The organism is Corallococcus sp. AB011P (assembly GCF_003611605.1).
GTDB classification, from domain to species: Bacteria; Myxococcota; Myxococcia; order Myxococcales; family Myxococcaceae; genus Corallococcus; species Corallococcus coralloides.
This window is the reverse complement of the sequence record NZ_RAVX01000018.1, coordinates 1-21,747: the sequence shown is the minus strand read 5'-3', so window position 1 is coordinate 21,747 and position 21,747 is coordinate 1. Positions and strand designations below refer to the sequence as shown.

The window sequence follows — 21,747 nt, the reverse complement described above, 5'->3', positions numbered from 1 at the left end:
AAATGTCCTAGAGGAAGGAACGGGTGAAGGCGTGCGGCAGCAGCTCGCTGAGCGGGTAGCGCGCCTCCTGCCCGTTGAGGGTGCGGCTTCGCACCGGAAGGTCAGGCCCGGCGAACTCCGCCATCACCTGGCGGCACATGCCGCACGGGGGACAGGGCTCCGGGGTGTCCACGACGACGGCCACCGCCACCGGCTTCTCGCGGCCCTGGGCCACGCCCGCGGCGAACGCGTTGCGCTCCGCGCAGACGGTGAGGCCATAGGTGGCGTTCTCCACGTTGCAGCCGGCCACGATGGAGCCGTCCGCGTACAGCACGGCGGCCCCCACGGGAAACTTCGAGTACGGCACGTGCGCGCGCTGACGCACCCGCAGGGCCTCCTCGAACAGCCGCTCCCAGGGAATCTCCTCCGCCATGCCGCCCTCCTTCGCGGGACGCCGGCCACCGGCGCCCGTCCATCCGGGAATGCCCTAGCGGGCGCCCCGGGGTTCGTCCTTGCTCTGGTCATCCAGGTGCCGGGCGATGGCGAGCTCCAGCTCCACCGGCAGCTCCAGGAAGCGCACGCGCACCACCGGGCCCGTCATGCCGGCCTTGGGGGGCAGCACCTCGCCGCGCACCTGCACCTCTTCCAGGGACGGGGGAAGCGCGAAGCGCACCTCCACGGTCTGGCCCGGGTCCAGCGCCTCTCCCACCCATCCCACGCCGCCCAGGGACAGGTCCCCCGCGCGGTCCAGGAAGGCTTCCGTCCCCTCCCGGCGGACCTTCAGACGCATGGGGACGCGGGGCGAGTCGCGCCGGTCCTCTCCCGTCCTGGTGTCCTGGTTCTCGTTCTGCTCGGACATCGCCGTCGTCTCCCTGCCGCTGCTGCTCTCGTATCCCACCCGGGTCGCGTTCCACCACCGCCCCGGGTCCCAGGCCGGCGCATCATACGCGGGCCCGTCTACCCAGTTGCTCCTGAAAATGCATCCCCCAGGGTGCTCCGACGCCCGCTCAGGCCCCCGTGGCGCAGAACTGCTCGTAATCGATGAGCTGGACCTTCGCTCCCGGCGCGCACACCGGGCACTCCGGGTCGCGGCGCAGTTTGAGCTCCTGGAAGCGGGTGCCCAGCGCGTCGAAGGTGATGAGCCGCCCCACGAGCGACTCCCCCACCCCGAGCAGCAGCTTCAGGGCCTCCGTGGCCTGGAGCATCCCGATGAGGCCGGGCAGCACGCCCAGCACGCCCGCTTCCGCGCACGACGGCGCCAGCTCCGGCGGGGGCGGCGCGGGGTAGAGGCAGCGGTAGCAGGGCCCCTGTCCGGGCAGGAAGGTGGTCACCTGCCCCTCGAAGCGGAACACGGAGCCGTGGATGTTGGGCTTGCCCATCAGCACGCACGCGTCGTTGAGCAGGTAGCGCGTGGGGAAGTTGTCCCCGCCGTCCAGCACCAGGTCGAAGTCCGCGAGGATGCGCTCCACGTTGGCGGTGGTGAGCCGCTCCTGGAACGGCACCACCTTCACGTCCGGGTTGAGCGCCTCCAGGGCGGCCTTCGCGCTCTGGACCTTGGGCTGGCCCCGGCGCTCCAGGGTGTGCAGCACCTGGCGCTGGAGGTTGCTCAGGTCCACCACGTCCGCGTCCACCACGCCCAGCGTGCCCACGCCCGCCGCCGCCAGATACAGCGCCGCCGGAGAGCCCAGCCCGCCCGCGCCCAGCAGCAGCACCTTTGACTTGAGCAGCCGCGCCTGTCCCTCCTCCCCCACCTCCGGGAGGATGAGGTGGCGGCGGTAGCGCTCCTTCTGCTCGGCGGAGAGGACGACGGGCTTCTCCACCGGGAGGGCCGCGTCACTCCAACGGTTGTAGCCGCCCGCGAGCGAGGACACGCGCGTGTAGCCCATCTCCCGCAGCGTCCGGGCCGCGAGCGCGGACCGGGTGCCGCCCGCGCAGTAGAGGACCAGCTCCTCGTCGCGGTCCGCCTTCTCCTCGATGCGCAGCTCCAGGTACCCGCGCGGGATGTGCACCGCGCCGGGGAGCCGGCCACCCGCGTATTCGTCGGCCTCGCGCACGTCCACGAGCTTCACCTTCGAGCCCGAGCCCAGGAGCGTGTGGACGTGCTCATGGGAGACCTCGCGGATCTCCTTCTTCACTTCCGACAGCAGGTCGCGGAACGTGGAGGCCATGGGGATTGCGTAACTACTCCAGACGCTCCAGCACCAGCGGGCGGGCCGCGGGCGCCCGGTCGCCGAACTGGTAGGCCGCGAGCAGCCGCGCCTTCACGCCCTCCACCGGACCGGCGTCGTTGTAGTGCACCTGCACCACGGGCTCGCCCTGCTTCACCGCGTCGCCCACCTTCTTGAGCAGCGTGAAGCCCACGGCCGGGTCGATCTTGCTGTCCACCCGCTGCCGGCCCGCGCCCAGCGCCACCGCCGCCAGACCCACGCCCTCCGTGTGGATACCGGAAACGAAGCCGTCGCGAGGCGCCACCACGTCCGTCGTGGCCTTCGCCGTGGGCAGGAGCGAGTAGTCGTCGATGGAGCGCGGGTCTCCGCCCTGCGACTGGACGATCTCCTTGAGCTTCTTGATGGCGCTGCCGTCCTCCACGGAGCGGCGCAGCATCCCGCGCGCCTCCTCCACCGTGGCGGCCTTCTTGCCCAGCACCAGCATCTCCGCCGTCAGGGCGTAGGTGATCTCGGTGTAGTCGTCGGGCGCCTCGCCGCGGAGCATGTCCACGGCCTCGCGGACCTCCAGGGCGTTGCCCACCTGGCGGCCCAGGGGCTGATCCATGTCCGTGAGCAGGGCCACGACCTTGCGGTTCATCTCCGCGCCCAGGCCAATCATGGTGCGGGCCAGCACGCGCGCGTCGTCCGCCGTCTTCATGAAGGCGCCGCTGCCCACCTTCACGTCGAGCACCAGCGCGTCGATGCCCTCCGCCAGCTTCTTGCTCATGATGGACGACGCGATGAGCGGGATGCAGTCCACCGTCGCCGTCACGTCGCGCAGCGCGTAGAGCTTCTTGTCCGCGGGGGCCACCTGGGCCGTCTGGCCGATGAGGCAGCACCCCACCTCGCGCACCAGCCGGCGGTAGTCCGCGGTGGACAGGTTCACGTTGAAGCCGGGGATGGACTCGAGCTTGTCCAGGGTGCCGCCGGTGTGGCCCAGGCCGCGACCCGAAATCATGGGCACGGGCACGCCGCAGGCCGCCGCCAGGGGCGCCAGGCTCAGGGACACCTTGTCGCCCACGCCACCGGTGGAGTGCTTGTCCACCTTGATGGCCGGCGTGTCGGAGAGGTCCAGCACCTCACCGGAGTGGAGCATGGCGCGGGCCCACGCCCCCAGCTCCCGGGAGTCCAGCCCCTTGAAGAAGATGGCCATGCACATCGCGGCCATCTGGTAGTCGGCCACGGTGCCGGCGGTGTACGCCTGGATGAACGCCTGGATGTCGGACGGGTCCAGCTTTCCGCCGTCGCGCTTGGCCTTGATGAGCTCGTAGGGTTGCACGGGGCAAGGCCATAGCAGGAAGTCCCCACTCCATGCACTCCCCTCGCAGGAAAGGGAAAGCCCCGGCGGCATCTGGTAGATACCTGCCCCCATGATGCTCCGCCGACTCCACGTGCTCGCCCTGGCCGCGCTCCTGTGCGCCTGTTCCAAGAAGTCCGAGGACGCCCCCAAGGCCCCCTCCCAGACTTCCACCGCCACGAAGCCCCCCGAGGGAAAACCCGTGGTCGTGGGGCTCGTCATCGACGTGGGCGGCCGGGGTGATCACTCGTTCAACGACGCGTCCCTGCGCGGCCTGGAGCTGTGGGCCGCCGGCAAGAAGTACGAGGGCGGCAAGTACGTGGACGCCCCCGCTGGCGAAGTGCGTCAGTCCATCTCCTCCGACCTCGCGGCGCTCGCACCGGAAGTGAAGCCGCTGCCAATCCAGCCGCTGGTGCTCCAGAGCAAGGCGCAGGAGGACTACGCCCCCAACCTCCAGCTGCTCGTGGAACAGGGCGCGAAGCTGACCATCGGCAATGGGTACCTGCTGGCCAACGCGGTGCGCGACGTGGCCACGGAGAACCCGGAGGCGAAGTTCCTGCTCATCGACAGCCAGCTGCTGGACGCGCAGGGCAAGCCCAAGTCGCTGCCCAACGTGCGCACGGTGCTGTTCAAGGAGCAGGAGGGCAGCTTCCTGGTGGGCGCGCTGGCGGGGCTCGTCACGAAGACGAACAAGGTGGGCTTCGTGGGCGGCATCGAGGTGCCCCTCATCAAGCGCTTCGACGTGGGCTACCGCGCGGGCGTGCGCACCACGAACGCGAAGGCGGCGGACGCGCTGATGGCCGTGTACACGGGCAGCTTCAACAGCGTGTCCGCGGGTAAGGAAGTGGCGCAGGACCTCATCGCCAAGGGCGCGGACGTCATCTTCCACGCGGCGGGCACGGACGGCCTGGGCGTCATCCAGGCGGTGAAGGAGGCGCGCGCGGCGGGCAAGACGGTGTTCGCCATCGGCGTGGACTCGGATCAGTCGCACCTGGCGCCGGACGCCATCCTCACGTCCATGGTGAAGCACAGCGACCTGGCCGTGTACCAGGCGGCGAAGGAGCTGGTGGACGGCAAGCTGACGGCGGGTGAGCAGGTGCTGGGCCTGAAGGAGAACGGCGTGGGCATGGCGGACGTGCGCGTGGAGTTCCCGGGCAAGGCGGAGGCGCTCCAGAAGGTGGAGACGCTGCGGCAGCAGATCCTCGCCGGGAAGATTGTCGTGCCGGGCACGCAGGCGGAGCTGTCCTCCTTCCAGGTCGCGCAGCCCTGATTTCCCTCCAGCACATCGCGAAGCGCTTCGGGTCGTGCGTGTCCCTGGAGGACGCGTCGCTGGACATCGTCCCGGGGGAGCTGCTCGCCGTGGTGGGCGAGAACGGCGCGGGCAAGTCCAGCCTGATGAACGTGCTCTACGGGCTCTACCACCCGGACGCGGGCACGTTCCTGATGGACGGCAAGCCGGTGCGCTTCAAGAGCCCGCGCGACGCCATCGCGAAGGGCATTGGCATGGTGCACCAGCACTTCATGCTCGTGCCCACGCTGACGGTGGCGGAGAACGTGGTGCTGGGCCGAGAGCCCACGAAGCGCGGCCTGCTGGACCTGGACCGCGCCTGTGACGAGGTGGCGGCCACGGCGAAGCGCTTCGGCTTCCAGTTGGATCCGCGGGCCCGCGTGGACACGCTCACGGTGGGCTCGCAGCAGAAGGTCGAAATCGTCAAGGCGCTGCACCGGGGCGCGCAGGTGCTCATCCTGGATGAGCCCACCGCCGTGCTCACGCCGCAGGAGTCGGACGAGCTGTCGCAGGTGATGCGCGGGCTGGTGGCGCAGGGCCGCACGGTGGTGCTGATCAGCCACAAGCTGAAGGAAGTGCTGGGCGTGGCGGACCGCGTGGCGGTGATGCGCCGGGGCCGCACCGTGGCGGAGGTGCGCGCCAGTGAGACGACCGTCTCCGCGCTGGCCGCGCTGATGGTGGGTGAAGGTTCCAAGGGCGCCGCGATGACGGGCGTGCCCGCGACGGCCGTCGCGACCACTGGCCTGTCGGGCACCGGCACCACCGGCGCGACGGAGGCGCGGCCTCCCGCGCCCGTTGAACCGGACGCGCTCACGACTTCGACGGGCCCGGTCGTGCTCGAAGCGAAGGACCTGCGGGCCACGGGCGACAACGGCCGTCCCGCGCTCCAGGGCGTGAGCCTCACCGTGCACGCGGGCGAAATCGTCGGCATCGCCGGTGTCGACGGCAACGGACAGCGCGAGCTGGCCGAAGTCCTCACGGGCCTGCGCAAGCTGGACGGCGGCGAAGGCACGCTGCTCGGTGGCCCCCTGGCGGGGCTCACCCCGGCGGTGGCGAAGGCGCGCGGCGTGGGCCACGTCCCCGAGGACCGCCTGGCCCGCGCGGTGGTGAAGGCGATGACGGTGGAGGAGAACGTGGCCCTGGGCCGCCACCGTCAGCCGCCGTTCGCTCGCGGGCCGTGGGTGGATTTCAAGGGCCGCCGCGAGCGCACGAACCAGTTGCTGACCTCTTACGACGTGCGCCCGAACGACCCGGTGGTGGCGCTCCAGGCGCTGTCCGGCGGCAACCAGCAGAAGGTCGTGGTGGCGCGCGAGCTGGACGCGGATCCGAAGCTGCTCGTCGTCGTGCAGCCCACGCGCGGGCTGGACATTGGCGCCGTGGCGCAGGTGCATGAACGCCTTCGTGACGCGAAGGCGCGGGGGGCGGGAGTGGTGATGGTGTCGCTGGACCTGGAGGAGGTGCTGGCCCTGTCCGACCGCGTCTATGTCCTCTACGAGGGCCGCGTGACGGGGCACTTCCCGCGCAAGGACCTGGACGAGCGCGAACTGGGCCGCCGAATGCTGGGCGCGGAGGGAAGCCATGGGTGAGCGGACGCGGCAGGTGCTGCCGTCGGTGCTCTCCGTGCTGCTGGCGCTCGCGGTGTGCTGGCTGCTCATCGCCATCACGCGCGACGTGGACACCGCCACGCGCGCCTACATCCAGATGCTCTGGGGTGGCGTGGGCAACTGGCCCGCCTTCCTGGACGGAGGCAGCGCCACCACCGTGGTGCGCCCCCTGGGCGAGGCCGCGATGAAGGCCGCGCTGCTCACCCTCACCGGCCTGTCCGTGGCGGTGGCCTTCAAGGTGGGCCTGTTCAACATCGGCGCGCAGGGACAGATGATCTGGGGCGCGCTGGCCGCGGCGCTCGTGGGCGCGCACGTGTCGCTGCCCGGCCTGCTCCACGTCCCGCTGGCCCTCATCGCGGCGGCGGTGGCGGGCGCGGCGTGGGCGAGCATCGCGGGCGTGCTGAAGCTCAAGCGCGGCGTGCACGAGGTCATCTCCACCATCATGCTCAACTGGGTGGCGGTGAGCCTCGTGGACAACTGGCTCGTCATCGGTCCGCTGCGCGCGGTGGCCGAAGGCGCTTCGTCCATCACCGGCACCGCCGAAATCCTCCCCTCCGCGCAGCTGCCCCGGCTGCTGGGTGACAGCTCGCGCCTCAACCTCGGCTTTCCTCTGGCGCTCGCCGCGGCGCTGGGCGTCTGGGTGTGGCTGACCCGCATGCGCTCCGGCTACGAGACGCGCGCCGTGGGCCTCACCCCGGAAGCGGCCCGCGCCGCCGGCATCCCCACGCTGTGGCGCGCGGGCGGTGCCATGGCGCTCGCGGGCGCGCTGGCGGGCCTTGCCGGCGCGGTGCTGGTGCTGGGCACGGAGGGCCGCTATCCGGGCTCGCTGGGAGCCCCGTACGGCTTCGACGGCATCGCCATCGCGCTCATCGGCAACAACCACCCGCTGGGCGCGGCGCTGTCCGCGATCGTCTTCGGCGTGCTGCGCGCGGGAGGCACGCGCATGCAGCTGCTGGGCGTGCACAAGAGCTTCCCGGAGCTCATCCAGGGCTTCGCGCTGCTCTTCGTCGCCGGCCGCATGGTGTGGCTCGCCCTGCTGGCGCGGCGTCAGAAGCGGGCCCAAGCCCCGGCCCAGGGGCCGGCCCAGGCCGGAGCGGAGGTGCCCCGTGTTTGAGGTGCTCCACTCGCTCCTCTTCTCCACCCTGGACGCGGCCCCCGCCCTGGTGTTCGCCGCGCTGGGCGCAATGCTCTCCGAGCGCGCCGGAGTGGTGAGCGTGGGCGTGGAGGGCATGATGCGCACCGGCGCCTTCTGCGCGGCGGTGGCGGCGCTCGTGATGCCCACGCCGCTCGCGGTGGGGGTGGGCATGGCCGGGGGCGCGGGCATCGCCGCGGTGCATGGCTTCCTCAGCATCCGCTGGCGGTCGGACCAGGTCGTCTCCGGCATGGCCCTCAACCTGGTGGCCATGGCCGGAGGCACCTACCTGCTGGAGTCGTTCTTCGGCCCCAACGGCACGCCCTCCATCACCCAGCTGTCGCGCTGGAACGTCCCGGGCCTGTCCCAGGTCCCGCTGCTGGGCGCGCTGTCCGGCCACGCGGCGCCCACGTACCTGGCGCTCACCCTGCCCTTCGTCTTCCACCTGCTCCTGTCGCGTACGCCGCTGGGCCTGCGCCTGCGCGCCGTGGGCGACAAACCGCACGCGGTGGCCACGCTGGGCCTGTCCGTGCCCGCCCTGCGCTGGGGCGCGGTGCTGGGCGGCGGAATGATGGCGGGCCTGGGTGGCGCGGTGCTGTCCACCACCGTCCTGGACCGCTTCGAACAGCACACGCCCTCGGGCCTGGGCTTCATGGCCCTGGCCGCCATGGTCTTCGGCCGCTGGACGCCCCTGGGCGCCTTCGCCGCCGCGCTCTTCTTCGCCGCCGGCAACGCGTTGAGGATCGGCCTGGCCTCCAGCGCTCCCTGGCTCCTCGACCTGGTTCCCCAGGGCTTCCTGCTCGCCCTGCCCTACCTGTTGACCCTCCTCGTCCTCGCCCTCCAGGGCCAGCGGGGCCATGCCCCCGCCGCGCTGGGCGTTCCGTTCGAGCAGGAATCCCGCTGACCATTTTGAGAGGGAAAGGGTAATCCTGGACCCGGGTCGCAAATCACTTTTGGTCAGGTTCGACCTGCCAAATCTGAAGCGCTCACCTGCCCTGATGCGTCTGGTCATTGTCCGGCGGGCCGCCAACCCCCTGACCTTATTGGATCACGCTTTTCGGACTTTCCAGTGTGGGCTGATCTGCCGTTGGGTGGACGTCCGGCATGCCGCTGGCATGGGAGTGTGACCATGTCGGATTGCGTAGCGGATACCGAGCAGGCGCAGCATCCAGGCCTGAGCGGTTCCGGGACGCGGTCCCCCGGGTTCAGGACAGCGCCTGCGGGCGTTGGCCGATCCGGTTTCCAGGCTGGGGTGGCATGAACATGCAGACGACGGGAACAGGCTCGACGTCACCCCAGCGCCCGCGGGTCATCGCGGTCGACGTGGAGTCCGGCGGAATCGAGCGGGTGCGCTCCATCCTGACGCCGGCCGGCTACGACGTGCTGCCCGCGCGAGGGACGACGGCCGCGCTGGAGGCGGTGTCGCGCCACTCCGCGGACCTGGTGCTGCTGGACGTGGAGCGGGCCCGCACGGTGGGCCTGGCCGCGTACCGGCGCCTTCGCGAGGAGCTCTCCCCGCCGCAGTTCCCCATCCTCATGCTCACGCCTTCCGCGGACCGCCAGACGCGCCGCGAGGTGATGGAGGCAGGTGTGGACGACTTGCTGACGACTGAACCGCTGGACCCGCTGGAGCTGAAGGTGCGCGTCCACACCCTGCTGGAGCTCAAGGCGCACCGCGAGCAGGGCGGCCTCCAGGAAGTGCTCCAGGACCCGCGCACGCGTTGGGTGCGCATGGAGCGCCTGGCGCGCGTGGGCACGCTGGCCGCGGACCTGGCCACGCAGATGGACCAGCTGGGCGTGGGCCTGCAGCGGGCGCTGGAGCACGTGCGCGCCCGCGCCGCCCAGGGGCTGCCGCCGGACTCGGAGGAGCTGCTCAAGCTGGGCGTGGCGGGCGAGCAGATGCGCCTGCACGGCCAGCACCTGCTGTCCCTGGGCCCCACGGGCCCCAAGGACATCCAGCGCTTCGACCTGCGGGAGGTGGTGCCGGAGGTGGTGTCGCGCCTGCGCGCCGCCGGGCGCCTGGGCCGCGCGGACGTGCGCGCGGTGCTGCCGGAGGACCCCATCGCCGTCGTCTTCAACCGCCGTCAGGTGGAGCAGGTGGTGACGGAGCTGGTCTGCAACGCGGTGGACGCCGTGGAGGACGTGAAGGACCGGCCGCGCGTGGTGCAGGTGGGCGTGGAGATGCCGGACATGTTCGGCGAGTTCGGCCCCCAGCTCTTCGTGAAGGACACCGGCATCGGCATCTTCGAGGACGAGCTGCAGGCCATCTTCTCGCCGTACTACACGACCAAGGCCCCGGAGAAGAGCGTGGGCCTGGGCCTCACGGTGGCGCGCACCCTGGTGGAGAGCATGGGCGGCAAGCTGACCGTGAAGAGCCGCGTCAACCTGGGCAGCACCTTCACGGTGGAGCTGCCCGAGCAGACGTCGTCCTGGTAGCCGCTTGAAAGCCACCACACGGGCGGGGAACACCTCCCCGCCCGCGTGACGCCGGCTAGAAGCGGTAGGCCACGCCCGCCAGCGCTTCCATCGTGAAGTAGCTGTCGTCGAAGCGCGGGACGATGGAGGGCCCCAGCCGCAGGTTGAAGTTCACGTTGAGGTTGTTGTTCACGTAGTACTCCAGGCCGCCTCCGAAGAGGATGGGGATGACCGGCCCGATGCCCTCGCCGAAGTAGACGTTGAACGGCACGTCGAGGCCGGCGTTGATCATCAGCGCGCTGCCCACGGGGATGCCCACCACGAACGCCACCGGCAGCGCCATGCCGAACATCGTGTTTCCCCGGGGGAAGTAGACGAACGGCCCCGGCTGGAAGGTGATGCCGAAGGACACCTTGTCCGTCCGGGCGATCATCACCCGCAGCCAGCCCTGGAGCTTGAGGCCCGCGTCGGACGCGTCCACCAGGCCCTCACGGCCCCAGTTGAAGCTGAACTTGCCGCCGATATCGACGTTGTCCGAGCCGCCGTGGAGCAGGCCCAGCGACAGGCCCGGGAAGCCGATCTGCGCACTGAACACGTTGCGGCCCGAGCCGACGGTCTCCGCCGCCAGCAGGGACCAGCCCTGACCGCGAGCCATCGCGGTGCCGGGGACGGCCAGGAGCACGGCCAGGAGGAAACCAGGAATCAAGCGCTTCACGAGGTTCCTTTCAGCGAAGGGCCGCGGCACGGGAGCCACGACCCGTTGGGTTGAGTTGAAGGGTGATTCATGACTCAGGCCGGCTGGCCGCGCTCACGGGCCAGGGCCAGGAAGGCGTCGATGAGGGCGGCCAGCTTCGCTTCCGCGCGCTGGCGGGCCTGGGGGAGCGGCTCGCCGGGGGCGGGCGTCTCCTTGTGCTCGAAGTAGTATTTGATCTTCGGCTCGGTGCCGGAGGGGCGCAGGGTGACGCGGCCGCCGCCCTCCAGCGCGAAGGCGACGACGTTGGACGGAGGCAGGCCGCCCTCGCCCTTCTGGTAGTCGCGCACGGCGCTCACCGGGGTGCCGCCGATGTTCGCGGGCGGCGACGCGCGGAAGGCCTGCATGATGGCGCGGATGGTCTGCGCGCCGGCCGCGCCGGGCAGCGTCACATTGCGCTGGGCGCCCACGTGCAGGCCGAAGCGGCGCTGGATCTCTTCCAGGTAGCCCAGCACCGTAACGCCTCGCGCCTCGCACCACGCGGCCATGTCCGCGACCACCAGGGCCGCGCCCACGCCGTCCTTGTCGCGCGTGGCGGTGCCCACGGTGTAGCCGAGCGCCTCCTCGTAGCCGAAGACGAACTGCGTGCCTTCCTTCGCCGTGCGCTCCAGGGCGCGGTTGGCGATCCACTTGAAGCCGGTGAGCACCTCGTCGTACGCGGCGTCCAGCCCGCGTGCGATTTCGCCCAACTGCGTGGAGGACACGATGGTGGTGACGACGTGCGGGCGCGCGCGCTTCGTCCCCTGCGTGAGCACGTAGTGGCCCAGCAGCACGCCCACCTCGTTGCCGGTGAGCAGGCGCAAGCGCCCGGAGGCATCCCGCGCCATCACCGCCAGCCGGTCCGCGTCCGGGTCGTTGGCCAGCACCACGTCAGCCTTCACGCGCTCGGCAGTGGCGATGGACAGGTCCATGGCGCCCGGCTCCTCCGGGTTGGGGAAGCGCACGGTGGGGAAGCGGCCGTCGGGCTGCTGCTGCTCGGCCACCGGCGTCACGCGCGGGAAGCCCGCCTCCTTGAGCGCGAGCGCCGCCCACGCGCCGCCCACGCCGTGCATGGCGGTGTAGACGATGGACAGCGTGTCACTGCCCTTGCGGTACAGGCGCAGGTCCAGGATGGCGCGCAGGTACGCGTGGCCCACGTCCTCCGGAAGGTCGCGCCACAGCCCCTTCGCGCGGCCTTCAGCGGGCGTGAGCAGGGGCACTTCATTGGCGGGCTCCACCTTCGCGATGGTGTCCGCGATGCCCACGTCCTGCGGCGGGACGATTTGAGCGCCGTTGCCCCAGTAGACCTTGTAGCCGTTGTACTCGGGGGGGTTGTGGCTGGCGGTCACCATCACCGCCGCGGCGGCGTTGAGGTGCAGCACGGCGAACGCGGTGACGGGCGTGGGCACCGGCTCCGGGAAGACGTGCGCGGGGATGCCCTCCGCGATGAACACGGCGGCGGTGTCCTCCGCCAGCTCCTTGCTCAGGCGGCGGGCGTCACGGCCCACCACCACGCCGCGCGTGGTGACGTCCGGCACGGTGGCCTTGAGGTAGCGCGCCAGGCCCGCGGTGGTGCGGCGCACGACGGCGCGGTTCATCCGGTTGGGGCCGGCGCCCAGCACGCCGCGAAGGCCGGCGGTGCCGAACTCCAGGTCCTGCGCGAAGCGGTCCGCCAGGTCCGCCCAGTCCGACGTCGCGAGCACATTGGCCAGCTCCGCCTGGGTCTCCGGATCCGGATCCGCCTTGCGCCAGGCCTCCGCCCGCTCCCTGAGTCCGGTCGTGTCCATCGCGCGTTGCCTCGTGGTTGAAGAGGGGCGTTCAGCCCTTGTAATCGGTGAGGTGCTTGCGGCGCACCGGCCCCTTGGGGCCATCCTTGTTGTTCTGACACGCGACGCAGAACTCCGCGTAGGGCATGGCCTTCAGCCGGCCCATGGGAATCTCGTCGCCGCACTCCTCGCACTCGCCGAAGGAGTCCGGGTCCTCGCGCAGCTTGCCCAGGGCCTTCACCACGCGCGCCAGCGTGCCGTCGGTGTTGCGGTTCCGGCTGGAGGCGATGGCCTGCATCATCTCGTTGAGGGGCTGCTCGTCCTCGTCGCCGCCTACGCGCGCCTCGTCGGTGCGGTTGGGCTCGATGCGCATGGGCGTCTTCCCGGTCAGCTCCGCGTGGAGCGCGAGCAACTGCTGCAGGAAGTCCTCTCGCTGCTTCGGGGTCACGGTGCGCGTCTCCGTAAAAAGGTCAGTACTGCGCGGTGGAGATCTGCCCGGTGACGATGGCCACGGACGCGGAAGCACCCAGGCGGTTGGCGCCCGCGCGGATGAGCTTCACGGCGTCCTCCGCGGAGCGCACGCCGCCGGAGGCCTTCACGCCCACCTCGTCGCCCACCACCGCGCGCATCAGCTCGATGTCCTTCACCGTGGCGCCGCCGGGCCCGAAGCCGGTGGACGTCTTCACGAACGCGGCGCCCGCGGCCTTGGACAGCGCGCACGCGACGACCTTCTCCTCGTCCGTGAGGTGGCCCGTCTCCAGGATGACCTTCACGGGGATGGGGTGGCTGGCCTCCACCACCGCGGCGATGTCCTGGTGCACGCGCTGGTAGTCGTGCGCCTTGAGCGCGCCCAGGTTGAGCACCATGTCGATTTCACGCGCGCCCGCGCGGATGGCCTCGCGCGCCTCGAAGGCCTTCGCGGACGACAGCGCGGCGCCCAGGGGGAAGCCCACCACGGCGATGGGCACGGCGGTCGCGCCGGCCAGCACGCGCGCGGCGGTGGCCACGTGGCAGCTGTTCACGCACACGGTGGCGAAGCCGTACTGGCGGGCCTCCTCGGCCACGCGCACCACGTCCTCGGCGCGCGCTTCCGGCTTGAGCAGCGTGTGGTCGATGTACGGGGCCAGGTCCGAGGCCTTCACGAGGGTGGCCGGGTCCACGCGAGCGGTGGCGGTCTTCACTCCGGGCGGGCGCGGGGCTTCCGGATTCAGGACGGCGGCGGGCGCGGGCGGCGCCGCCTCCTGCTGGAGCTTCCAGGCGTGCAGACGATGACGGGCCTGGTCGACCAGCTCTTCCAGGACGGTGAAGAAGGCTTCGGCGTCGGACGGCATGCCGCGCCCCTTAGCCCACTAACGGCCCTCGGGGAAGCGCTCGCGGGAGGTGGGGGCGCCCGGTCAACGCACGGGGTGCCGCGAAGGGGAGCGGGGCTGTAGAGTTCCAACCCGTGAAGGTCTTCGCGCGACTGCTCGCACTCCTTGTCCTCTTCCTCGCGGCGGTGCCGGGCTACGCGGCGGCTCCCGCGGCCCTGCCCTCCCCTGCCCCGGGCCGGCTCTCGGTCTACTTCCTCGACGTGGGCCAGGGGGACGCGGCGCTCATCGTGTCGCCCACGGGCAAGACGGTGCTCATCGACGGCGGGCCTCCAGAGGCCGGCACGCGGCTGGCGGCACGGCTGCGCGAGCTGGTGAAGGGCCCGTTGGACCTGGTCATCCTCACCCACCCGCACCTGGACCACCTGGGCGGACTGCGCGCGGCGGTGAAGGCGGTGGGCGCCAGGCGCTTCATGGACCCCGGCTTCGACCACCCGAGCGAGGCGTACCGCGACCTGCTGGACTTCGTGGGCCGCGAGGTGGGCCAGGTGATGAGCCCGGAGCCCAACCCCAACGCGCCCCAGACGCTGCTCACCGTGGGCCTGGGCGAAGGCGTGGCGCTCACCGTGCTCTGGCCGCGCGTGCCACAGGAGACGTTCCTCGCGAACACGCGCTCGGACGCGAACGCGAACTCCATCGTCACCAAGCTCACCTATGGGAAGACGGCGTTCCTCTTCACGGGGGACTCGGAGCCGCCCACGGAGGAGGTGCTGCTGAGGAAGCCGGTGGACCTCACCGCCACGGTGCTGAAGGTGGCGCACCACGGCGGCAAGCACTCCTCCACCGCGGCCTTCCTGGAGCGCGTGAAGCCGCAGGCGGCGGTCATCTCCTGCGGCGCGGGCAACGACTACGGCCACCCGAGCCCGGAGGTCCTGGGCCGCCTGCGCGACGTGCGCACCCGCACCTTCCGCACCGACCAGGACGGCGAGGTGCTGGCGGTGAGCGACGGCACCACCGTGACGCTGCGCTCGACGAAGGGCGGCGCCGGGGCCACCAGCCTGTCCGGCACGCAGCAGGCGGGAAGCCCGGTGGCGCTCGGCCCCATCGAACCCACGCCCCACGGCCGCTCCGGCCGCTCCACGGAGAAGGAGCCGGAGCCCGGCGCTTCCCGGACGCGGAAGCCGGTGGAGCCCACGTCGCCCACGGGCACGTCCGAAGCCACGGGCGAGCGCTACGTGTCGCTCAAGGGCAGCAAGGTGTTCCACCGCGAGAGCTGCAAGACCCTGAAGCGCTCGAAGAACGAGCGCACCGTCTACACAAGCCGCGCCGACGCCCTGCGTGAGCGCCGCCCCGCCGAGGATTGTCATCCATGAAGGCCCGCATCGCGCTGGGAGTGGGGCTGCTGCTCGCCTCCCTGGCCTGTCAGCAGCAGCCGTCCGCGCCGCCCGCGCAGAAGCCCCCGGAGAAGTCGCGCTACTTCGGCGGCGCGCCGGACGGGAAGCTGCACGTGTACTTCTTCGACGTGGGCGCGGGGGAGGCCGCGCTCATCGTCACGCCGCGGGGCAACACGGTGCTGGTGGACTCCGGGCCCGCTTCCGCCGAATCGCACCTGGTGAACCGGCTGCCGGAGCTGCTGCGCCGCGAGCTGGACCTGGTGGTCCTCACCCAGCCGGATCCGAAGCACCACGGCGCGCTGGAGGCGGTGCTCAAGCGCGTGGGCGCGCGGCGGTTGATGGAGCCGCAGTTGCCGGACACGTCCAAGGCCTACGACGCGCTGCTGACGGCGGTGGGCTCGCGAGGGGTGCAGATCCTCTCGCCCGCGCCGCCGTCGTCCGCGCCCAAGGAGCTGGTCCGGCTGACGCTGGAGGACGGGGTGAACCTCACGGTGCTCTGGCCCCGGGCGCCCGCGGAGCCGCTCTTGAAGGAGGCCCCGGACGCGGAGGGGCGCAACGCGGCGAACTCCATCATGCTGCGCCTGACGTACGCCGACACGTCGGTCGTCTTCGCGGGCGGCGCGCGAGGAGAGACGGAGGCCCGGCTGCTGGAGCGCGGGCTGTTGTCCTCCGCCACGCTGCTGAAGGTCGCCTCGCCCGGCGTGGAGGGGGCGAACTCGCAGGCGTACCTGGAGGAGCTGCGGCCGCAGGCGGCGGTGATCAGCGGGGATGACAGCCTGGGCAAGAGCCCGAAGGTGAAGGAACTCCTCGCGCGCCTGCGCGGCGTGGACTCACGGGCCTTCCGCACGGACGTGAACGGAGAGGTGCACGCGGTGAGCGACGGCAAGCAGTTCGAGCTGTCGCTCCAGCGTCCGACACCGGGAGAGCCCGGCGGCACGCGGCGCGTCTTCCCGGGGTTGGATCCGCGCCCGGCGCTGGTGCGGACGGCGAAGCCCGCGCCCGTGGTGAAGCCGGCACCCACCGAACCGCCGCCCGCCATCCGGACGGAGCCCGCGCGGGTCGTCGAGGCACCGCGTGACAGCAAGGCCCGCGTCAGCAACGTGACGGACGTGGATGACCTGCCCGTCGCGCGCAAGGGCACGCGGACGGTGGAGGCCCCTCCGAAGGCGGTGCGCTCCTCCTCCAGCGCCAGCACGTCCATGACGGGCAACTACATGGCGAGCAAGAACAAGCGCATCTTCCACAAGTCCACCTGCCGGAGCGTGAGGCTCATCAAAGATGAGAACCTGCTCACGTGGAGCACGCGTGACGCGGCGCTGAAGTCGGGCCGCGAGCCCGCGGGAGACTGTCACCCGTGACGAAGAAGAAGACGAAGGCCCGGTCCAGGGCGACGGTGGACCGCATCGAGGACGACGTCGCCGTGCTGGTGGTGGACGGCCAGCAGGTGACCCGCGCGCTGGACACCCTGCCGCCCGGCGTGCGCGAAGGGGACGTCGTGGACCTGGAGACGGGGACGGTGGACGCCGAAGCCACCGAGTCCCTGCGCGCCGACGTCCGCGCCGCGAGGGAACAGGCGATGCGCGGCAAGAAGCCGCCCGCGGGCGACTTCGACCTCTGAACCGAAGCGTCCTGCTCGACGTGCCGGAGCACCCGGCCGGAGCAGGACGTGGCGGGAGGGCCTGCCCACCGCGTCGCGCGGAGGCAGGCCCACCTCACACGTGGGCTACGGCGTGGAACCTTCCGCCGGAGCCGTGGCCTCGCCACCCGCCGCGGCGCCCTGCGGCGGTGTCGCGGGCTCAGCGGCGGCCGGAGGAGGCGCCACGGGTTCGGCGGCGCCCGTAGGAGCGGGAGCGGCCTGACGCGGGGCCGGAGCCGGGGGCGGAGCCTTGCCGGTCACCTTGTTGACCATGTCCGCGAGGGCGGGAGGCAGCATGCCCGCCGCGGACAGGCCGAACAGCGCCACCACCGGCAGGACGATGAGCAGCACCAGCACCAGCGCCACCACCTTCAGCGGGCTGCCACGGCGGGCCGGCACCACCGGACGCTTGCGCGCGGCCTTCGAGTCCTGCACCTGACGCGCGTCCTCTTCCTCCTCGTCGTCGCGAGGGTCTTCGCGCGTCTCGTCCTGACCGGGGTCCTCCTCGTCCGAGCCGTCGCCCCGGTTACCGGGCAGGTCCAGGTCGGAGAACAGCTCGTTGAGGGGCGCGCCGCTCGCCGCGGGGGCGTCCTCCACGGGCGGCGCCATCGCGCGGCGCGGGGCGGGCGTGGGCACCGGGGCGGGCGCCGCGCGGTTGTTGCCGAAGAGCGTGCCCTCCTCCTCGTCGCCGTCGCGCTCGAAGCCGCCGTCGTCCTCGGACGGGCCGGGCTCGTTCTCCGCGTAGAAGGGCTGCTGGGGCTCCGGCTCGCGGCGGGCGGGCGCGGCGCGCGCAGGCGGCGCGGCGACCACGGGCGGCGGCTCCGGGGGCGGAGGCGGCGGCTCCGGCGCCGCGGCGGGCGCGAGCAGCGCGGCCAGCTCCGGGATGTCCGAACCGCGCTTCCAGTCCGGCATGCCCTGGCGCCAGAAGAAGCTGCGCGCGCTGATGGTGCCCGCGGCCATCCACTCGGCCACGGCCGACTCGTCCAGCGGGCCCTCCTGCTTGTTGCGCACCATCACGAACCACGGTGCCCCGGCCGTCTGGCGGGGAGGCGCGGTGCGCGTGGGCTCATCGTCCCAGGGTGTCTGGGGGGCCGACGCAGGAGGTTTGGCCAGGGGCGCGGGAGCTGCCACGGCGGCCACCGGTGCCGGAGCGGGCGCAGGCGCGGGCGCGGCGGCGCCTCCCGCCAGCGAACGCTCCTGGGCCCGGATGCGCTCCACGTCGGCGAGCGACACCACGCGGGTGCTCTCCTCCTCGGCGGGCCCTTCCACGGTGATGACGTTCTGGCAGTTCTTGCAACGGACCTTGACCGTCTTGCCGCGGACCTTCTCGTCCGCAATGGAGTACCGCTTCTGGCAATTGTCGCAGGTGAAGTTCAAAGGGGGCGTCCGGCTCTCGGGGGAAACCGGCGGGGATGCTACCGCCAGAAATCTCCCACGCAAACACACGGTTGACTCTGTTCTTCGGCCCAACTATTCAGCCGCCCTCGGTTTCACTCCAGGCTTCTACGAGGGTGGCGCATGCCGGCGAAGGATCTCGGAACCAAGCACTCGTGCTTCAAGTGCGGGACGAAGTTCTACGACATGAAGAAGCCGGACCCCATCTGCCCCAAGTGCGGGGCGGATCAGCGGGAGAACGTGGTCGCCAAGCCCACCGAGGGTCGGCGTGGCCGCCTGGCCGCCGCTCCGAAGGTCATCGAGCCCGAGCCCGAGGAGACGCCCGCGGCCGAGGAGGACGAGGAGAACCTCGACTCCTTCAGCGATGACGAGGACGCCGAGGCCACCACCGAGACCTCCGAAGAAGACGACCTGTAAGGGTCGCCCTCACACGCTTGCCGCATCAGGGGTCCCCCGAGCTGCTCGGGCGGGCCCTGTTGTCGTTTCCGCGCTCCCACCGGGCTCAAAAACGGCCTGCCCGGAGACGGGAGCCCCTCCCCAGGGGCCCACACCGCTCCGGGACGTGACTTCTCAGGTACCGCTCAGGCGCTCGTGCGAGGACGCCAGCGACAGCTCGGTGAGCGCGCTCTCTATCTTCTCGTAGAGGTTGGGCCCCATCTCCTGCATGCCCACCGGCCGGGTGTCCTTGCGGCGCGCCCCCATGGGCAGGCGCTCCGCCTCCGCGGACACCGTGGATTGCTTCCTGGTCTGATGCATGACGACTCCCCCTCAGGCGGAAGTGTTGGCTTCCGAGAAAGCAATTTTGCCACCAAGACAGAAGTCTGAACAAGGGGCGTGCTTCCAGGCACTTATACGGAACCCCTGGCCGGCGATTTCGTTGCACCGGGGCCGGACGCGACAACCGTGTCAGGGGCGCCCTATTTCCCCGAGCCGGCCTGACGCAGTGCTTCCACGCCCCAGCTCTGATCGACCTGGACGGTCTCCCCGGCGCGGACGGTGACGGTCCGGGACGCTTCGGGCAGCCGGTCGTGCCAGAAGACGAGCGTGTGGGCCCCTTCCGGGACGCGCATCCGGAAGCGCCCGTCCGGGGCGGTGGTGGTGAAGTACGGGTGGTTGAAGGTGCGGACCACCGCGCGCATCCAGGGGTGCACGTCGCAGCGGACCTGGACGGTGCCGGGTTCGGCGGGCAGGGGGCGGCGCAGGGTCATGCCCTCCAGGGGCATGGCCACGTTGAAGACAGAACGGTTCGTCCCGGACTGGGCGCGCACGTTGTGCACCAGCGGGTCGGAGTTGCGCAGCAGCAGCTCACCGCCGGCCTTCGCCGCGAGCGCGGGCGGCTCGTAGTGACACTGCTTCTGGTCCAGCACGGGCTGCGGCGCGGGTGTCTCCGGCTCGGCGAGCGAGGCGCCGTCCTGGAGCGAGACGACGGCGTGGGCCAGGGCGCCCTCGCCCCCCACCACGAGCGAGCGATCCTCCGCCTGGTCGCCGCACACGCTGGCGACGGTGGCGGTGGTCGGCGCGCTGGGGGCCTGGGGAGGCGTCCCGGTCAGCAGCACCCGCCCCTCGATTTCGCCCCACTTCACCGGCCCGGAGGGGCGCGGCGCGGAGGCGGAGGGAGGGGGCGTGGCCGGGGGAGCCGGCGGGGGCGGCGGTTCGCGGCAGGCCGTGGCGGCGAGGAGGAGCGCGGGGGCCAGGAGGGGTCGGAGGCGGAGGCTGGACACGTGCCCCGTCTAACGGGTGCGTGAAGCGGATTCAAACGCTCAAGGGGCAGGCGGAGAACACGGGGATGGAGGCTTCCCCATTTACGCGTTGGAACCCCAGCACCCTTGTTGGTACAAGAGCCGAGCCGCGCGTCGGTGCGGCCGTGTGGGAGGCAGCAACTTGCGGGAGAAACTGAAGGCCTTGGCGGAGCTGCAGAAGGTTGACCTCGAGGTCGCCTCGCTCCGAAAGGCGGCGGACGTGCATCCCCGCCAGATTTCCGAGCTGGAGCGGGAGCTGGGGGTCGCGCGTAATGGCATCGAGGCCGAGCGGACACGCGTCGCCGACCTCGAGAAGCAGAAGGCCCTGCTCGAGCAGAACATCACGGACGAGAAGGACAAGGTGAAGAAGTGGGAAGCGCGCCTGTCCGACCAGCGCTCCACGCGTGAGTACTCGGCGCTCGCTCGCGAAATCGACATCGCGAAGAAGGGCATCCTCACCCAGTCCGAGGCGCTCACGGAGAAGGTGAAGGAGCTGGGCGGCGCTCGCGATGCCATCAAGGGCAAGGAGACGGACTACGCCACCAAGCAGCAGGGCCTGTCGGGCCGGATGACGGAGCTGCGCGGGAAGCTGGGCGAGTCCGAGTCCCAGGTGAAGGACCTGGAGGGGCGCCGCGCGGAAGTCGCCGCGAACGTGGATGCCAACCTGCTTCGCCGCTACGAGGTCATCCGCAAGAAGAAGCTGCCCGCGATGGTGGGCGTGGTGGCGGGCACCTGCCAGGGCTGCAACATGAACCTGCCCCCGCAGATGTACAACATGCTGCGCACCTCGCTGGGCACGGACGTGTGCCCCTCGTGCAACCGCATCATCTTCGCCGTCGAAGCGCTGCAGGAGCCGAAGGACACCGCCGAGAAGTAGCGGCGGCGCATCACTTCGGTCCCCTTCCCCATGCCGACCCCTTCGCTCGTCGACGTTCTCCGTCACATCGCCCGTGAGGAGCCGCTGACGGCGACGGTGCGAGCCTTTCGCGGGCTCACCCGCGAGCACCTGGGCCAGCTGCTGGACGAAGCCGCCGGGCAGTTGGACGGCGGGCCACGCGAGGCCGAGGCTCCCGCGGCAGAGCCCGCCTCGCGGACGGCGTCCGGGTCCACCACGCCAGGCATCGAGGTCGTGACGCCCGCGGCGGGTGGAGCGCTGAACCGCGTGCGCGTCTATTCGGACGGCGCGGCGCGGGGCAACCCGGGCCCTGCCGGCGCGGGAGCGGTGCTGATGAACGCCGAGGGCGCGGTGGTGGCGCGCCTGGGCAAGTTCCTGGGGCACCAGACGAACAACTACGCCGAGTACATGGGCCTGCTCATCGGCCTGCAGCACGCGAAGAGCCTGGGCGCCCGCGAGGTGGAGGTGTTCGCGGACAGCGAGCTGCTCATCCGCCAGCTGGGTGGGAAATACCAGGTGAAGAGCCCCACGCTGAAGCCCCTGTTCCAGGAGGCGCAGAAGCTGCTGGCCACCTTCGGCAAGGTGAGGCTCGCCCACGTCCCCCGCGCGAAGAACGCGGAAGCGGACGAGATGAGCAACCGGGCGATTGACGAGCGGATGTAGCCCGCGTCAGGGCACCGTGTCCCTCGCCGCTGCTGCGTAGCGCGCAGACGTCCTCGGAGCCCTGACGGCAGTCCAAGCGCGGTCCCCTGTCTGTAACGCCGTGTAATCGCCCAGGCGGGGACGTAAGCGTTCACGGGGGCCGAAGGCCGCGGAGCGTGAGCTGAGATTATGTGCCGGGCAGGAGCGAGGGCGCGGGAGTGCCGTGGAGATGGGCTTCGAGGGACGCCGTGAGAGCGTCGAGCACGTTGCGCTCCTGCTTGCGGAGGGTCATCACGGCCGTGAGGATACGCTCGACGAAGC

At 71.3% G+C, this 21,747-nt stretch carries 22 protein-coding genes; 11 read left to right on the top strand and 11 right to left on the bottom strand.

What is annotated here, in order from left to right; all coding sequences use genetic code 11:
- Positions 1–7: 7 nt before the first annotated feature.
- The 4 genes from D7X30_RS31805 to D7X30_RS31790 form a co-directional block, all read right to left on the bottom strand.
- Positions 8–412, bottom strand: coding sequence for a cytidine deaminase (locus D7X30_RS31805; RefSeq protein ID WP_120566738.1), 405 nt, complete (start codon positions 410–412; stop codon positions 8–10).
- 54 nt (positions 413–466) lie between these two features.
- Complete coding sequence (locus D7X30_RS31800; RefSeq protein ID WP_120566737.1) at positions 467–838, bottom strand: PilZ domain-containing protein; 372 nt, start codon at positions 836–838, stop codon at positions 467–469.
- A gap of 148 nt (positions 839–986) precedes the next feature.
- Positions 987–2,147, bottom strand: a complete 1,161-nt coding sequence (moeB, locus tag D7X30_RS31795; RefSeq protein ID WP_120566736.1) for a molybdopterin-synthase adenylyltransferase MoeB — start codon at positions 2,145–2,147, stop codon at positions 987–989.
- Positions 2,148–2,160: 13 nt separating this feature from the next.
- Positions 2,161–3,465 (bottom strand): thymidine phosphorylase, encoded by a 1,305-nt coding sequence (locus D7X30_RS31790; RefSeq protein WP_120566735.1) that lies wholly within the window; start codon positions 3,463–3,465, stop codon positions 2,161–2,163.
- 94 nt (positions 3,466–3,559) lie between these two features.
- On the opposite strand from D7X30_RS31790, the gene D7X30_RS31785 reads away from it, so the two are divergent.
- The 5 genes from D7X30_RS31785 (at position 3,560) to D7X30_RS31765 (ending at position 9,943) form a co-directional block, all read left to right on the top strand.
- Positions 3,560–4,753: a BMP family protein gene (locus D7X30_RS31785; protein WP_120566853.1), complete on the top strand. Its 1,194-nt coding sequence runs from the start codon at positions 3,560–3,562 to the stop codon at positions 4,751–4,753.
- A gap of 38 nt (positions 4,754–4,791) precedes the next feature.
- Positions 4,792–6,357, top strand: a complete 1,566-nt coding sequence (locus tag D7X30_RS31780) for an ABC transporter ATP-binding protein (RefSeq protein ID WP_120566734.1) — start codon at positions 4,792–4,794, stop codon at positions 6,355–6,357.
- Positions 6,350–7,489, top strand: coding sequence for an ABC transporter permease (locus D7X30_RS31775; RefSeq protein WP_120566733.1), 1,140 nt, complete (start codon positions 6,350–6,352; stop codon positions 7,487–7,489). Before D7X30_RS31780 ends, D7X30_RS31775 begins: the two co-directional genes overlap by 8 nt.
- Entirely contained in the window at positions 7,482–8,411 is a 930-nt protein-coding gene (locus tag D7X30_RS31770; protein WP_120566732.1) for an ABC transporter permease, read from the top strand. The genes D7X30_RS31775 and D7X30_RS31770 overlap by 8 nt, the downstream gene beginning before the upstream one ends.
- A gap of 353 nt (positions 8,412–8,764) precedes the next feature.
- Positions 8,765–9,943 (top strand): sensor histidine kinase, encoded by a 1,179-nt coding sequence (locus tag D7X30_RS31765; protein WP_120566731.1) that lies wholly within the window; start codon positions 8,765–8,767, stop codon positions 9,941–9,943.
- A gap of 55 nt (positions 9,944–9,998) precedes the next feature.
- On the opposite strand, the gene D7X30_RS31760 is transcribed toward D7X30_RS31765, so the two are convergent.
- From D7X30_RS31760 to deoC, 4 genes are all read right to left on the bottom strand, one after another.
- The gene (locus D7X30_RS31760; protein ID WP_199724606.1) at positions 9,999–10,637 is read right to left on the bottom strand and encodes a hypothetical protein; all 639 of its coding nucleotides are present in this window, start codon (positions 10,635–10,637) and stop codon (positions 9,999–10,001) included.
- A gap of 74 nt (positions 10,638–10,711) precedes the next feature.
- Positions 10,712–12,439, bottom strand: coding sequence for a phospho-sugar mutase (locus tag D7X30_RS31755; protein WP_120566729.1), 1,728 nt, complete (start codon positions 12,437–12,439; stop codon positions 10,712–10,714).
- A gap of 31 nt (positions 12,440–12,470) precedes the next feature.
- Positions 12,471–12,866, bottom strand: coding sequence for a TraR/DksA family transcriptional regulator (locus D7X30_RS31750; protein ID WP_120566728.1), 396 nt, complete (start codon positions 12,864–12,866; stop codon positions 12,471–12,473).
- 22 nt (positions 12,867–12,888) lie between these two features.
- On the bottom strand, positions 12,889–13,749 hold the full coding sequence (deoC, locus tag D7X30_RS31745; RefSeq protein ID WP_120566727.1) for a deoxyribose-phosphate aldolase: 861 nt from the start codon (positions 13,747–13,749) through the stop codon (positions 12,889–12,891).
- A gap of 113 nt (positions 13,750–13,862) precedes the next feature.
- On the opposite strand from deoC, the gene D7X30_RS31740 reads away from it, so the two are divergent.
- Genes D7X30_RS31740 through D7X30_RS31730 form a run of 3 tightly spaced genes read left to right on the top strand, consistent with a single transcriptional unit; the run spans position 13,863 to position 16,737 of the window.
- Positions 13,863–15,098: a ComEC/Rec2 family competence protein gene (locus D7X30_RS31740; protein WP_120566726.1), complete on the top strand. Its 1,236-nt coding sequence runs from the start codon at positions 13,863–13,865 to the stop codon at positions 15,096–15,098.
- Positions 15,095–16,477 carry a ComEC/Rec2 family competence protein gene (locus tag D7X30_RS31735; protein ID WP_120566725.1) on the top strand — a complete coding sequence of 461 codons (1,383 nt, stop codon included), beginning with the start codon at positions 15,095–15,097 and terminating at the stop codon, positions 16,475–16,477. The genes D7X30_RS31740 and D7X30_RS31735 overlap by 4 nt, the downstream gene beginning before the upstream one ends.
- Entirely contained in the window at positions 16,474–16,737 is a 264-nt protein-coding gene (locus D7X30_RS31730; protein WP_120566724.1) for a DUF3006 domain-containing protein, read from the top strand. Before D7X30_RS31735 ends, D7X30_RS31730 begins: the two co-directional genes overlap by 4 nt.
- Before the next feature lie 105 nt (positions 16,738–16,842).
- Here the strand turns inward: D7X30_RS31730 and D7X30_RS31725 are convergent, their stop codons facing one another.
- Positions 16,843–18,132 carry a GYF domain-containing protein gene (locus tag D7X30_RS31725; RefSeq protein ID WP_120566723.1) on the bottom strand — a complete coding sequence of 430 codons (1,290 nt, stop codon included), beginning with the start codon at positions 18,130–18,132 and terminating at the stop codon, positions 16,843–16,845.
- A 141-nt stretch (positions 18,133–18,273) separates the two neighbouring features.
- Here D7X30_RS31725 and D7X30_RS31720 point away from each other — a divergent pair, with 141 nt between their 5' ends.
- Positions 18,274–18,567 (top strand): FYDLN acid domain-containing protein, encoded by a 294-nt coding sequence (locus D7X30_RS31720; RefSeq protein WP_120566722.1) that lies wholly within the window; start codon positions 18,274–18,276, stop codon positions 18,565–18,567.
- A 153-nt stretch (positions 18,568–18,720) separates the two neighbouring features.
- Here D7X30_RS31720 and D7X30_RS31715 read toward each other — a convergent pair whose 3' ends face one another.
- A complete protein-coding gene (locus tag D7X30_RS31715; RefSeq protein WP_120566721.1) occupies positions 18,721–18,906 on the bottom strand; it encodes a hypothetical protein in 186 nt (61 codons plus the stop codon).
- Between the two features lie 161 nt (positions 18,907–19,067).
- Positions 19,068–19,871: a carboxypeptidase regulatory-like domain-containing protein gene (locus tag D7X30_RS31710; protein WP_199724605.1), complete on the bottom strand. Its 804-nt coding sequence runs from the start codon at positions 19,869–19,871 to the stop codon at positions 19,068–19,070.
- Between the two features lie 160 nt (positions 19,872–20,031).
- Between D7X30_RS31710 and D7X30_RS31705 the strand changes: the two genes are divergently transcribed.
- Positions 20,032–20,766, top strand: coding sequence for a zinc ribbon domain-containing protein (locus D7X30_RS31705; protein ID WP_120566720.1), 735 nt, complete (start codon positions 20,032–20,034; stop codon positions 20,764–20,766).
- A gap of 30 nt (positions 20,767–20,796) precedes the next feature.
- On the top strand, positions 20,797–21,447 hold the full coding sequence (locus tag D7X30_RS31700; protein WP_120566719.1) for a ribonuclease HI family protein: 651 nt from the start codon (positions 20,797–20,799) through the stop codon (positions 21,445–21,447).
- The last annotated feature ends 300 nt before the right edge of the window (positions 21,448–21,747 follow it).

Coding starts and splice junctions, on each gene's coding strand:
- deoC (WP_120566727.1), bottom strand. CDS start 13,749: ATGCCGTCCGACGCCGAAGCCTTCTTCACCGTCCTGGAAGAGCTGGTC.
- D7X30_RS31720 (WP_120566722.1), top strand. CDS start 18,274: ATGCCGGCGAAGGATCTCGGAACCAAGCACTCGTGCTTCAAGTGCGGG.
- D7X30_RS31765 (WP_120566731.1), top strand. CDS start 8,765: ATGAACATGCAGACGACGGGAACAGGCTCGACGTCACCCCAGCGCCCG.
- D7X30_RS31735 (WP_120566725.1), top strand. CDS start 15,095: ATGAAGGCCCGCATCGCGCTGGGAGTGGGGCTGCTGCTCGCCTCCCTG.
- D7X30_RS31715 (WP_120566721.1), bottom strand. CDS start 18,906: ATGCATCAGACCAGGAAGCAATCCACGGTGTCCGCGGAGGCGGAGCGC.
- D7X30_RS31785 (WP_120566853.1), top strand. CDS start 3,560: ATGCTCCGCCGACTCCACGTGCTCGCCCTGGCCGCGCTCCTGTGCGCC.
- D7X30_RS31700 (WP_120566719.1), top strand. CDS start 20,797: ATGCCGACCCCTTCGCTCGTCGACGTTCTCCGTCACATCGCCCGTGAG.
- D7X30_RS31775 (WP_120566733.1), top strand. CDS start 6,350: ATGGGTGAGCGGACGCGGCAGGTGCTGCCGTCGGTGCTCTCCGTGCTG.
- D7X30_RS31800 (WP_120566737.1), bottom strand. CDS start 838: ATGTCCGAGCAGAACGAGAACCAGGACACCAGGACGGGAGAGGACCGG.
- D7X30_RS31755 (WP_120566729.1), bottom strand. CDS start 12,439: ATGGACACGACCGGACTCAGGGAGCGGGCGGAGGCCTGGCGCAAGGCG.
- moeB (WP_120566736.1), bottom strand. CDS start 2,147: ATGGCCTCCACGTTCCGCGACCTGCTGTCGGAAGTGAAGAAGGAGATC.
- D7X30_RS31805 (WP_120566738.1), bottom strand. CDS start 412: ATGGCGGAGGAGATTCCCTGGGAGCGGCTGTTCGAGGAGGCCCTGCGG.